The sequence below is a fragment of the Clostridioides sp. GD02377 genome (assembly GCF_045899875.1).
GTDB classification, from domain to species: Bacteria; Bacillota; Clostridia; order Peptostreptococcales; family Peptostreptococcaceae; genus Clostridioides; species Clostridioides difficile_A.
The window spans coordinates 249,050-263,134 of record NZ_JBJODA010000002.1 but is presented as its reverse complement, the minus strand read 5'-3'; the positions used below and the strand labels follow the sequence as shown (position 1 = coordinate 263,134).

Annotated in this window: 12 protein-coding genes; 5 read left to right on the top strand and 7 right to left on the bottom strand. The window is 30.5% G+C overall.

The annotated features are described in order from the left end of the window. Together Q3304_RS02990 and Q3304_RS02985 are read right to left on the bottom strand one after the other, a co-directional pair. A partial coding sequence (locus Q3304_RS02990) for a TldD/PmbA family protein (RefSeq protein ID WP_407814299.1) occupies positions 1–867 on the bottom strand: 867 nt, incomplete at its 3' end. Between the two features lie 11 nt (positions 868–878). Then, entirely contained in the window at positions 879–2,261 is a 1,383-nt protein-coding gene (locus tag Q3304_RS02985) for a TldD/PmbA family protein (RefSeq protein WP_054271461.1), read from the bottom strand. 244 nt (positions 2,262–2,505) lie between these two features. On the opposite strand from Q3304_RS02985, the gene Q3304_RS02980 reads away from it, so the two are divergent. From Q3304_RS02980 to Q3304_RS02960, 5 genes are all read left to right on the top strand, one after another. After that, positions 2,506–3,720: an NAD(P)/FAD-dependent oxidoreductase gene (locus tag Q3304_RS02980; protein WP_407814298.1), complete on the top strand. Its 1,215-nt coding sequence runs from the start codon at positions 2,506–2,508 to the stop codon at positions 3,718–3,720. Between the two features lie 197 nt (positions 3,721–3,917). Next, entirely contained in the window at positions 3,918–5,825 is a 1,908-nt protein-coding gene (locus Q3304_RS02975; protein ID WP_407814297.1) for a sigma 54-interacting transcriptional regulator, read from the top strand. A gap of 269 nt (positions 5,826–6,094) precedes the next feature. Beyond that, positions 6,095–7,069 carry a 2-keto-3-deoxygluconate permease gene (locus Q3304_RS02970; protein WP_054271464.1) on the top strand — a complete coding sequence of 325 codons (975 nt, stop codon included), beginning with the start codon at positions 6,095–6,097 and terminating at the stop codon, positions 7,067–7,069. 20 nt (positions 7,070–7,089) lie between these two features. Continuing rightward, a complete protein-coding gene (locus Q3304_RS02965; RefSeq protein WP_054271465.1) occupies positions 7,090–7,365 on the top strand; it encodes a UxaA family hydrolase in 276 nt (91 codons plus the stop codon). A 12-nt stretch (positions 7,366–7,377) separates the two neighbouring features. After that, complete coding sequence (locus Q3304_RS02960) at positions 7,378–8,541, top strand: UxaA family hydrolase (protein ID WP_054271466.1); 1,164 nt, start codon at positions 7,378–7,380, stop codon at positions 8,539–8,541. A 159-nt stretch (positions 8,542–8,700) separates the two neighbouring features. On the opposite strand, the gene Q3304_RS02955 is transcribed toward Q3304_RS02960, so the two are convergent. From Q3304_RS02955 to Q3304_RS02935, 5 genes are all read right to left on the bottom strand, one after another. Continuing rightward, positions 8,701–10,041 (bottom strand): MATE family efflux transporter, encoded by a 1,341-nt coding sequence (locus tag Q3304_RS02955; protein ID WP_074179818.1) that lies wholly within the window; start codon positions 10,039–10,041, stop codon positions 8,701–8,703. 11 nt (positions 10,042–10,052) lie between these two features. Further along, positions 10,053–10,835 carry an ABC transporter ATP-binding protein gene (locus Q3304_RS02950; protein WP_167640469.1) on the bottom strand — a complete coding sequence of 261 codons (783 nt, stop codon included), beginning with the start codon at positions 10,833–10,835 and terminating at the stop codon, positions 10,053–10,055. 14 nt (positions 10,836–10,849) lie between these two features. After that, positions 10,850–11,872, bottom strand: a complete 1,023-nt coding sequence (locus Q3304_RS02945; RefSeq protein ID WP_074179820.1) for an iron ABC transporter permease — start codon at positions 11,870–11,872, stop codon at positions 10,850–10,852. Positions 11,873–11,877: 5 nt separating this feature from the next. After that, a complete protein-coding gene (locus Q3304_RS02940; protein WP_407814296.1) occupies positions 11,878–12,891 on the bottom strand; it encodes a FecCD family ABC transporter permease in 1,014 nt (337 codons plus the stop codon). 123 nt (positions 12,892–13,014) lie between these two features. After that, entirely contained in the window at positions 13,015–13,953 is a 939-nt protein-coding gene (locus Q3304_RS02935; RefSeq protein ID WP_054271471.1) for an ABC transporter substrate-binding protein, read from the bottom strand. Between the last annotated feature and the right edge of the window lie 132 nt (positions 13,954–14,085).

Genomic DNA, 14,085 nt, shown 5'->3' with positions numbered 1-14,085 from the left:
AGGAGTAGATGCCATACCATTTTCTAAAAGTGGGTCATCAACTATTGTAACTATAGGAGATGCTATCATATCTCCTTCTCTATCTTTCAATAAAGATAATCCTTTTTGAGCTGAATCTGCATTAAATATTCCAGAAAATGTGCTAAGCAAAGATACCATAGCTTCATTAAACAATATAGTTTTATATTTACCTGATGGGATACTCTTACCCCCTACCTTAGATAAAGCATCTTCAACACCAAGTTTTGCTATCTCATAAGGCTTTATTTCTTCAATAGAAGTTGCTATATTATACCCTACTCCATCATATTTTTGTTCATTGTCTTGTATAATGGGAACTACAAATCCTATAAGCATATTAGTCTTATTGCTTAAATCAAGACCTTTAGTGTTATATATACCATTACTTGATACAGAATAAGATAGAGTACATCTAGATAAATTTATTACCTTGTTTGAATAAGCTTTAGTTTCTCTTTCCATTTGTAAGGCTAAATCAATCAACTTATCTGCTTCTAAATTTTCTAGCTCTTTAGAATAAGTTTTTACCTCATTATATTGCTTATCACCTTCATATATAAATTGTACATCTTCATTTTCAATAGTATTTACTCCATCTTTTACATTTTTTATCAACATATCAACAGCTTTATCATCTAAAATTTCTGTATAAGAGTAACCTATCTTTCCATTTATTTTTCCTCTAAAAGACAAACCAAAAGACTTATCAAGATTGTATTTCTCAACTTCGCCTTCATATATATTTATACTTAGATTTTCTCCTGTATAATAGTATACCTCACACTCTTCAAAACCTTCGCTTAGAGCTTTTTTAAATAATATATCTTTAAAATTTTTAAGTTCCATACTTATCCCTCCTATCTTCCACCTACAGTAATTTCTTTTACTCTTATCATAGGCTGACCTACATTAGTTGGTATACTTCCTGAGGATGAACCACACATCCCCTGAGCTTGTTCTAAGTTATCCCCAACCATATCTATATTCATAAGTACATCACTACCTTTTCCAATCAAACTAGCTCCTCTAACTGGCTCTTGTATTTCTCCATTTTTTATCAAGTATCCCTCTGAAACTGCAAAATTAAACTCTCCTGTTACAGGGTTTACAGAGCCACCACCCATTTTTTTAGCATAAAGTCCATCTGGTATTGACTTTATAATATCTTCTGGTTTATCTTCTCCAGCAGCAATATAAGTATTGGTCATTCTTGAAGTTGGAGCAAATTTATAGTTTTGTCTACGAGAACTTCCTGTAGGATTCATTCCCATTCGTCTACCATTAAGTTTATCTATCATATAAGACTTTAATATCCCATTTTCAATTAGTATATTTTTCTGAGCTGGATTTCCTTCATCATCTATATTCATAGAGCCCCAGTAATTTGGTATTGTTCCATCATCTATAGCTGTAATCTTTGTAGAAGCAATCTGTTGACCTAATTTATCTGCAAATACAGAGTTTCCTTTTGCAACTGATGTAGCTTCCAGAGAATGACCACAAGCTTCATGGAAAATTACCCCACCAAATCCATTATCGATTGCTACCATCATATTACCTGCTGGGCAATTTTTAGCATGCAACATAGTATGTGCTACTCTAGCTGATTCTTTCGCATAGTATTCCGGGTCTATTTCTTCAAATATCTCAAATCCTTTACAACCTCCTGGCCCTTCAAATCCAGTTTGATTTTCATTGCCTTTAGATGCAACTGAACTTATTCCAAGTCTCGTTCTTATTCTTCTATCCTCAACATATATCCCTTCAGTATTTGCAATTAATATTTTTTGGTCTTTATCTGAATAACTAACACTTACTTGAGATATATCACTACTAAACGCTTTTGCACTCTTATATGCAACCTTCATTACATTTACTTTATCTCTATTATCTATTGAATTTGGATAAATTTTTATATTATGTATGTTATTTATTTTAATACTGTCATTTAATATTATACTTTTACCATCTTCTAATTTGCCTAAAGCAACAGCAGCTTTATATGCTACATCCAACAGACTACTTAGAGAATTGTCACTTGTATAAGCATATATACTCTTTAAACCTTTAAATATTCTTATTCCTATACCATAATTTCTTCCACCTATTGCATTTTCTACTTTATTATCTATTAAACTGATAGAATTATTTAGAGTGTCTTCTTCAAAAATCTCAGCAAAATCTCCTCCAGTAATTAGACATTTTTCTAATACCTTTGAAGCTATATCTTTTGAAAGCATAAATTTACCTCCTACTTTAAATTTTTAATTGATTTTTATTAAATATCTTTTCTTATTAAAAACATTATATACCACTATTACTTAAAACAAAGTACTTATGAATATATTATACATATGTTTTACTCTAAAATGTTATCACATTTTTATTTATACATACCCATATATCTAGATAATTAAAATGTATAATATTATTTGCTATAGAAAATAATACACTCATACATAATAAATGTTAGGAGTGAAATATATGAATCAAGAATATGTAAAAGGAAAGCCTATTTTTACCAATATAAACAAAATACCAAAACAATTTCCATATCTTACTGATGATATTGATACTGATGTTATAATTGTTGGTGGCGGTGTTACTGGATGCATTTGTGCTTACTATCTAGCTAAAAACAATATAAAATCAGTCATTCTAGAAAAAGGAAGGATTGCACACGGAAGCACTAGTGTAACCACTTCTCTTTTACAGTACGAATTAGATGACAATTTGATAGACTTAACAGAAGTTATGACTTTAGCTGATGCAATAAAAGCATACAATCTTTGTGTATCAGCACTTGAAGAATTAGATGAATTTATAGAACTATATGGAAATAAGTGTGATTATGCTAAAAGAGATACTCTACTTTACACTGCTAATAAGCTTGAAATTAAGGCTATAAAAGAAGAATATAATTTAAGAAAAGAAAATGGATTTGATGTTGAATATATTGATGAATCTACAAACCCTTTTAGTTTTGATTTGAAATCAGGATTAATAGCAAAAAACGGAGGACGAGAATTGGACCCATATAAATACAGTCATCATTTAATCGATGTAAGTCTAAAAAATGGTCTTCAGGTATATGAAAATACAGAAGTAAAAAAAGTAGATTTCGCAAATGATAAAGTAACTGCTGAAGTATCTTATGGTTATAAAGTTCATGGAAAAAAACTAATTGTAGCTACAGGATACAATACAAGTTTATTTACCAAAAGAAACTTTGCAACTAAGTCAAATACTTTTAATATAGCAACAAAGCCAATTAAAAACATAGATTCTTGGAAAAACAATATTCTAATTAGAGATAACTGCGACCCATATAATTATCTAAGAACTACAAAAGATAATAGATTAATTATAGGTGGCGAGGATGTAAGTTTTGATGATATAGAAAATGAAACTTTAGCTAATAAAAAGTATGATATTTTAGAACAAAGATTGAAAAGCATGTTTAAGGATATAAAGGATATACAGATTGAATATAAATATTGTGGTTGCTTTGCTTCTACTTTAGATAATTTAGGGTTTATTGGACCAGATAACAAAAACCACAATCTATGGTATTGCCTAGGTTATGGAGCCAATGGAATACTCTTTGCAATATTGGGTGGTATAATGTTGAGTGAATTGTATCTTGGTAAAGAAAATAAAAATATGAAATTATTTAGAGTAAATAGATTTGATAAATAGATATTACACATTAAAAGACTGTACAAAAAAGAAGTTTTAGAATTCTAAAATCTAACTTTTATACAGTCTTTTATAATGCTCTTTTTAAAAACACTTTATTTATAATTAAATATAAAGTAAAATATTAAAATATAACTGATAAAATTTAGTCACAGTATAATATTTAAGTTTATTTGATGAAAAATGGAGGAATTATTATGAAAGAAATACTCGTTATTGCTCCCACTAAAGGAACCTATGAAAAATCAATTCATATAGTTAAAAAATACAATTATACAAATATTGATGTTGTATTTGGTAATCTAAAAGAAGGGATACCTCTTGCGGAAAAAAGTATTAATCATGGAACTAGAATCATCATAAGCCGAGGTGGTACTTACAATATGCTAAAAGCTACTTACAACATACCTATAGTTGAGATTAAAGTAGATGCTTATGATATCATAGAAAGCTATAAAGAAGTAAAAAACTCTAATGAGCCATTTGGAATAATTGGATTTAATAATGTAATCTATGGTTTTGACATCATAGAAGAAATATTAAATAAGAAAATAACTATGATTGAAATTGAAAAAGAAGAAGAGATTTATGATGCTATAGAGAAATACAGAAAAAAAGGTATCAACACATACATAGGAGATACTACTGTTGCACATATTGTTAAAAGACTCAATTGCAAGGGGATATTAATCGAATCTAGGGAAGAAAATATACTTAGAGCCATTCAACAAGCAGAACAAATACTTGATGCAACCAAAGATGAACAAAAAAGAAGATTACAGATAGAAGCTATGACAGATTTTGTACATGATGGCATAATAACTGTTGACAAAAATTTTATAATCACATTATTTAATAAGAGTGCAGAAAAAATATTTGGTATAAAAAAAGAGAATGCACTTTATCATAACATTATAGATGTAATCCCAAATACAGTCCTTCCTCAAGTAGTTGAAACTATGGAGCCACAAATTGGTGAAATACAAAATATAGGAAGTACAAAAATCATAACAAATAGAGTTCCAATCATCGTCGATGGTCAAATCCAAGGAGCTGTTTCTACCTTTCAAGATAGCAAGGAGATAAGTTCTTTTGAGCATACAATAAGAAGAAGTCTATTAAATAAAGGTCTCTCTGCTAAATACACTTTCGATGACATAATTCATGCTAGTGAAAAAACGAAAAATTGCATAGAAATTGCAAAGAAATATGCCTGTTATGACACCCCTATGATTATCACTGGAGAATCAGGTGTTGGTAAAGAGCTGTTTTGTCAAAGCATACACAACTATAGTAAACGTAAAAATGCACCTTTTGTAGCTGTAAATTGTGCTGCTATACCTCCATCTTTAATAGAAAGTGAATTTTTTGGTTATGAGGAAGGTTCATTTACAGGTGCGAGAAAAAAAGGCAAAGCAGGTGTATTTGAACTAGCACATGAGGGTACAATTTTTCTCGATGAAATAAGTGAAATTCCTCTTGAACTTCAAGGACGACTATTGAGAGTCTTACAGGAAAAACAAGTTATGAGAATTGGTGGTGATAAAGTCATTCCTATAGATGTAAAAATTATTTGTGCTTCTAATAAAGACTTAAAAAATATGATGCGTGATGGTTTATTTAGACAAGACCTTTATTTTAGAATAAATATCTTAACACTATATCTCCCTTCATTAAAAGAAAGAAAAGAAGATATATTAAAACTATCAGAATTTTTTATACATAAATACTCAATCAAATACAACAAAACCCCTTTAATTATCACTCCAAATATTAAGCAAGTACTTCTCGAACAAGAATATGAAGGAAATATAAGAGAATTAGAAGGAATGATGGAAAGAGCTGTTATTGTAGAATCATTTGACTCGATTTTGTTAGAAAAATATAACAGCGAGTATATAAATAATATAGATAATACGAGCAATATAGATAATATAAATAATAATTTTGAATGTAATAACTTAGATTTAAAGACACTAGAAAAAAAATATATCTATAAAATTTACAACGAAAACAATAGAAACACTACAAAGACTTGTGAAATTCTAAAAATAACTCGCTCTACTCTATGGAGAAAGTTAAAAGAAATTGAAAGTGATGTTTAAAAATAATACATACTTAATATATCGAAACGTTTTATGTTTAATTTTAATACATAAGACGTTTATTTGTTTTCACTGAGAAATATTATTGCATAATGAAATAATTATTTTCAATGTTAAGATTTACACAATTATACTTTTAGTTCTAAGTATTCTACAGCACTTCAAGCAATCAGCAAAAATAATCATAATAACTTAAAACATAAAATCTATATATTGGCATAGTAATTGCTTTTAGATACTTATATAAAAATAAAAAGGAGTGATACTAAATGCACATCTTGAAATCAGTGAAAAAGATGCCAGGAGGACTTATGGTATGTCCCCTGTTATTGGGAGCACTATTTAATACAGTATGTCCACAAGCTCTAGAAATTGGAGGATTCACAACATCCTTATTTAAAACTGGTGCAATGAGTATACTTGCTCTATTTTGTCTATGTAATGGAGCTCAAATTAACATTAGACAAGCTGGTAAACCATTGACTAAAGGAATAGCACTTACAGCAACAAAATTCGTAATTGGTGCAGTATTAGGTATTATTGTCAGTAAATTTATAGGACCTAAAGGTATACTTGGTATTACACCTCTTGCCATAGTTGCTACCATGACTAATTCAAATGGAGGTCTATTTGCTGCACTTGCAGGGGAATATGGAGACTCTACAGATGTTGGAGCAATATCTATATTATCACTAAATGATGGTCCTTTTTTCACAATGCTTGCTTTTGGAGTGACTGGGCTTGCAAATGTACCTATAGTAGCACTATTTGCAGCACTTATACCAATATTACTTGGATTTATACTTGGAAATCTTGATGAAGATATACGAGAATTCCTTGCACCTGGTACAACATTATTAATTCCTTTCTTTGCTTTTCCTTTAGGAGCAGCATTAAACTTTAATCAAATTATAACTGCTGGATTACCTGGGGTTGGTCTTGGTTTAGGAGTTACTCTAATAACTGGTATGGGTGGATATTTTGTAATGAAACTTATACGTGCAGAGCATCCAGCAGTAGGTGCAGCTACTGGTACAACAGCTGGTAATGCAGCTGGTACTCCTGAAGCTTTAGCTGCTATAGACCCTACTCTAGCGACAATTGCAGCCGTTTCAACAGTGCAGGTTGCTGCTGCTATCATTGTTACAGCAATATGTTGTCCAATGTTGGTTTCTTATTTAGATAAGAGAGAAAAAAGGAAAAAAGCTATTTTTAAAGCAAATAAAAACATTGAAGTAAATTAATATTTAAGGAGGTAAAAGTAATGAATGCAATTATTCATGCAAATGAAAAAGATAATCTAGTTACATGTGTTAGACCTTTAGTTAAAGGTGAAAAAGTTTCAATTGATGGAGAATCTTACATAGTAAATGATGATATCCCTGTTTTTCACAAGATGGCTACAGAGGATGTAAAAAAAGGTGATGTTGTCTATAAATATGGTGAAGTTATAGGAATCGCAACAGTTGACATAAAAACTGGTGATTATGTTCATGTACATAATATTGAAAGTACACGTGGTCGTGGAGACAAAAAATAGGAGGTAATTAAAATGAAATTAATGGGTTATTTAAGAGAAAATGGACAATTTGGTATTCGTAATCATATTTTAGTTATTCCAACATCTGTATGTTCAAGTGAGACAGCTACAAGAATAGCATCACTTGTACCTGGAGCAATAGCTATACCTCATCAACATGGATGTTGTCAAATTGGTTCTGATATAGAACTTACAGCAAAAACATTGATAGGCTTTGGGAAAAATCCTAATGTTGCCGCAGTTTTAGTAGTTGGTCTTGGTTGTGATGGTATTCAAGCAAAAGACTTAGCTTCTGAGATAGCTACAACAGGAAAAAAAGTAGATTATGTTGTTATACAAGAATGTGGTGGAACATTAAAAACAGTCTCTAAAGGAGCTGAAATAATAGGTCAAATGTCTCGTGAAGTATCAAAAGAAGTAAGGGTTGAGTTCGATATGAGCGAAATTACATTAGCACTTGAATGTGGTGGTTCTGACCCAACAAGTGGAATAGCTTCAAATCCTTCAATTGGAGTCGCTTCAAACCTTCTTGTAGATGAGGGTGGAAGCAGTATACTAAGTGAGACTACAGAAGTAATTGGTGCAGAACATTTATTAGCTACTCGTTTTGAAGATGAAAAAATGAAAGATAAGTTTCTTAAATTTGTAAGTGATGTAGAAAAGAGAGCAATTGCCATGGGAGAAGATTTACGTAGTGGTCAACCTACTCCAGGTAATAAAGCTGGCGGACTTTCAACAATTGAAGAAAAATCACTTGGATGTATGTATAAAGCGGGTAACAAACCATTCAAAGGTGCTCTTGAATACGCCGATATTGTACCTTCTGATAAAAAAGGTCTGTATTTTATGGATACACCCGGACAAGACATAGATTCTATTACTGGTATGGTAGCAGGTGGTGCGCAAATCGTAATCTTTTCAACTGGTAGAGGTACTCCAACAGGAAGCCCAATTTCTCCAGTTATTAAAATCACTGGAAATAGTGGTACATACAACAAAATGCCAGACAATATAGATATAAATGCGGGTAGAATAATAACAGATGGTGCTAAAATAGCAGATATAGGTCAAGAAATATTCAACGAAATAGTAGAAGTCTGTAATGGTAAATATACTAAAGCTGAAAGTCTTGGTCATAGAGAATTTGGTATTTATAGAATTGCTTCTACATTTTAATATCTGATAAATATAATAATAAAATATCTTTATATAGATATACTCCCTCTATAAATATACAGGATACTATTCTTCAACATAAAATTTGAAATATATAAAAAGGTCTATCTCTCAATAATCAAAATTATTTCTAGATAGACCTTTTACTTTTTCATATATCTATACTTGACTTGTTTTAAATTCCCTTTTTAAGAATAACAATACAATTATCATAGCAATAAAATCTGCAATTGGCTGTGCTAACCAAACCCCATCCAAATTGAACTGAATTGGAAGTACAATAATTAATGGTATAAATAAAATAAATTGTCTTAAAAGAGTTAAAAACATAGAATGTTTAACCTTACTTATACATTGGAAATATACAGGCCCTACAATGGAAATTCCCATTATAGGCAATGTAATTAGATTTATATTTATACCTCTTACAGCTATTTCCATTAAATCTGAATCTTTATTAAATATACCTACAAATACTTCTGGAAAAACTTGTACTACTAAAAATCCAAATGATAATATAACAATTGATACTATAATAGATAGTATTAAAGTTTTCTTTGCACGCTCATATTGTTTTGCACCATAATTGTATGATATTATAGTTTGCATACCTTGATTCAAACCAAACACAGGCATCATAAACATCAATAAAATAGATGTAAGTGCTGTCATAGCTCCAATAGCCAAATCTCCACCATAAGCCTTTAGAGAATTATTTGTAAACATATGAGTTATGCTTATAGCTACTTCCATAGCAAAAGGTGTCATACCTATTGCAAATACATTTTTCACTATATCTTTATCCAACTTTAAATTACACTTTTTTAGTTTTAAATTAGACTTCCCTCTTATAAAGTACTGTGTTACCCAAATGCATACTATAACTTGACAGAGTACTGTTGCTATAGCTGCTCCTTTTATACCTAAATCAAACACAAATATGAATATAGGGTCTAATATTAAATTTAGTACACAACCTACAATCATTGTCCTTGCTGCTAATTTTGGATTACCTTCTGCCCTAATTGCATTATTAAGAGAAAATGCAACTAGATTAAATATACTTCCAACCAATATAACACTCATATAGTCTTTTGCATAAGAGATTGAATCTTTACTTGCACCCAAAATAAAAAGTATATCTTCTAAAAAAACTAACCCTAATACAGTTATTATTAAAGATATAATTATAGATAATGTCAAAGCATTACCTAATATCTTTTCTGCTTCTTCTTTATTTCTTTCACCTAGCTTGATAGACAATCTTGTACTAGCACCTACCGATATTAGCATCCCAAAAGCTATTATTAGTGTGAATACTGGCATAGTTACACCAAGACCTGCAATAGCTATGGAACCAATGCCTTCCATAGAGCCAATAAATGCTCTATCTACTACATTATAAAGTGAAGTTACCATCATTGCTATTATTGCAGGTATCGAATATCTAAATAATAAAATCCATATTTTTTCATGTCTTAATGCTTCTTGATTTTCCATGTTGTCACCATTTATACCATGTCATAAGTTATACAAATTGGTTTGTTTGTTCTTGGGTCTGTTGCTATCTCTGCATCAATGTTAAATAATTCTTTTAGATTATCTTTCGTCATAACATCATGTGCATCACCTTCACAAACTATTTTACCTTTCTTAATACCTATCATGTGGTCAGCAAATCTCGCTGCATTATTAAGTTCATGTATTACCATGACAATAGTTCTTCCTTGTTTTTTATTTAATTCATCTAATAATTTTAGTATCTCTAACTGATGAGCTAAGTCTAAATATGTTGTAGGCTCATCTAGTAGTAATATATCAGTCTCTTGTGCTAAAGCCATAGCTATCCATGCCCTTTGTCTTTGCCCTCCTGATAAATCTTCTATATTTCTATCTTTAAAATCTGAAATTCCAGTAACTTCTAAACTCCAATTTACAATATCTCTGTCCTCTTTGCTAGAATTACCAAACCCACTCTTATGAGGAAATCTTCCATAAGAAATTAACTCTGAAACAGTAAGACCACTAGGAGCCTGAGGACTTTGTGGAAGTACAGCCATATCTTTTGCTATTTCTTTGGATTTCTTTTTATGGATGTCCTTTCCATTTATATATATACTTCCACTCTTAGGGCTAATAATTCTTCCTATAGTTTTAAGTATTGTTGATTTTCCACAACCATTAGCCCCTATTATAGTAGTTATTTTTCCTTTTGGTATATTCAAATTTAAATTCTTTACAATATCTGTATTTCCATATGATATATTTAAATTCTTAGTATTTATACAGTTCATAACAACACCCTTTCTTAATCATTTGCCAACATTAAATAAATAAAGTATGGCACTCCTATTATAGAAACCACTATACCCACTGGTATCTCTATAGGTGCCAGAATATTTCTAGATATCGTATCTGCAACTAAAAGTAATAATGTCCCTATAAGTGCTGATACTGGTATTAATCTTTTATGTTTTGGTCCTATTATTTTTCTACCTATATGTGGAGCTATTAAACCTAAAAATGAAATACTACCCGCTACTGCTGTAGATACACCTGATAAAATTACTGCATATATTATAAGTCTTCTTCTCTGTTTTTCTACTTCTACACCAAGACTCGTAGATACTTCGTCACCCAAGTTTAAAACATCTATATACTTTGCTTTATATATAGTTATACCCATAAAAACTACTATAAACGGAAGTACAGCTATCACATATTTCCAACTAGTTCCCCAAATACTACCTGATGTCCATGCCATGACTCTGTTAAATTCTTGTGTTGTAAACTTCAATTGGAATATCGTCAAAATCGATGTGAAAGCTATGTTTATACCTATACCAATAAGTAGTAATCTTGAAGAATTTATACCACCTTTCCATGCAAGAGAATATATAAGAAAAGCTCCAAATAAAGCTCCTACAAGTGCAACGACTGGCATTGTAAATACGGTAAGATTACTCATTCCTTCATAAACATTCCCATTCATAAGGTATATATAAACGACTACAAATAATGCAGCGCCTGAGTTTATCCCCAAAATACCAGAGTCTGCTAAATCATTCTTTGTAACACCTTGAAGAATTACACCTGCTGTTGATAATGCTGAACCAACCAAAAGAGCTATTACTATTCTTGGTAATCTCAATTTAAATATTGCAATTTCATGATTACGCTGACCTTGCCCTAAAAAAGTCTTTATAACATCCATTGGTTCTATAGAAAATGAACCCATGTTTAAGCTCACTAGAAAAGTGATAAAAATAAGCACCACTAAAATGGATACAACAAGCAATGTTTTTGAATTGTTTTTCATAATATTTTTCATAGTACTTATTTTTCCCCCTTTCTAACAAGGTATATAAATATTGGCACTCCTATAAGTGCTGTTATAGAACCTACTGGTGTCTCATACGGAGGATTTATAATCCTACTTAATATATCTGTATATACAAGCAATACAGCTCCTAGAACTAAAGAACTTGGTATTATATACTTATAATCTGAACCTACTATTCCTTTAGCTATTTGAGGGACTATAAGACCTATAAAAATAATATTACCAGAAACTGAAACAGATGCTCCAGTCATTAATATTACGAGTATTATACATATGAATCTAACAGTGTTAGTTTTTTGACCTAATCCTATTGCTACTTCTTCCCCAAGGCTTAATATAGTTATTCTTGGAGCCATAACCATAGCTAATATAAATCCAATACCACCAGCTATAAATAATAACTTTACACCTTCCCAATTCACTCCTACAAGACCTCCTGATATCCAGAAGCTCAATTGTTGAGATAGATTAAAATACATAGATATCGCTGATGCTAAAGAAATTAGCAGTGTCCCAAGTGCTACTCCTGCAAGAGCTAATTTTACATTATTAACTCTTCCTCTTGACTTAGAACTTATAAAGTATATAAATAATCCACTTATACTTGCTCCAATAAATGCAAACATCATTACACTAAGATTTCCATGTATAAGCTGAGGAAGTTTTTTTTGAAGCACTAGTGATATTGCAATTGCAAATGTAGCCCCTTGTGTAATACCTATAACAGAAGGTTCCGCTATAGGATTTCTTGTTATCCCCTGCATTATTGCCCCAGAAACTGCTAAAAAGCCTCCAACAAGTGCTGCTGCTATTGCTCTTGGAAGTCTAACATCCTTTACTATTCTCATATTTATCCCATCTTCCATTTTTATTAAACTATCTATAACAGTTGACAGATTCATATCTTTTGCCCCAATAGCTATGGATAATACAATTCCAAGCACAAGTACAACTAGACTTATTAATATCAGTAAATAAGTTAAATTTTTTTTATTAAACTTAGTCAATTATCCTACCTCCTTCTCCCTTTTAATTGTTAGTATAATAATATCTATTAAATATTTTCTAAGTTTTATTAAAAATAGGTGTGAAAAATGAATATCATTATCTCACACCTACTAAGTTAAGAATTACTTTGTTAATTCATTTTTAACTGATTCTAATAATAACTCTTTTCCGATTGGATTATATGATTGACTAAAAAATGGCGCTGCGTCAAGTATTGTTACATTTCCATCTTTTACTGCTCTTATTTGAGCCCAGATAGCACTATTTTCTAAATCTTTTTTATCTGCTTCTGTGGCAATTACAACTATATGGTCTGCATCTATATCTGTTAGACCTTCCATACTTACCATTGGCAATGTTATTCCATCTTGTTTAGGCATATTCTTAGGTCTAGCTAGCTTCATATCATCATTGATTAAAGTTCCTATTCCACCATCACTAAATACCATAAATTGACCTGAACTAGCTAATACTGGTAAGTAAGTTTTTTCTCCATTTTTCTCCGTAACTTCTTTACCCAATTTTGTAGCCTTTTCATCATACTTCTGTAACCAGTTTTTAGCATCCTCTTCTTTATCAAATAACTTTGAAACATCAGTTAACTTACTTCTCCAGTCATTTGCATAATCTTTCATCATTACTACAGGTGCTATTTCTTTTAATTGGTCATATATTTTCTCTTGTCTTTGACTCATTATTATTAAATCAGGATTTACTTCCAATATAGCTTCCATATCCATAGTATCCATCATTGAGTGTCCAACTATTTTTACATCTTTAAGTTCTTCTCTTATGTAACTTGGTAATTTATCAGTTTCATATGAGTCTACATTTGCTGTTGCAACAGGTTTATGGCCTACTAATAATAGTTCTTCACTACTTCCTGATATATCAACTATTTTTTTAGGATTTGATGGTATTTTAACCTCTCCTTTAACAGATTGTACAACCCTTGTATCTGATTTATCTTCATTCTCTGCATTCTTATCTGAACATGCTGTAACAAGTACTAGCGTAGTTATAATAGATATAAATATTGCAAGTGATTTTATTTTTTTCATGATTTTTTCTCCTACTTGTTTATTATATTTATATGATATTGATTATCATAAGCACATATTTATTATAGCATTTTTCTATTTTTAGTCAATATTATTTTGTAAAAGGATAAAAATTCCTAATTAATCTTAATT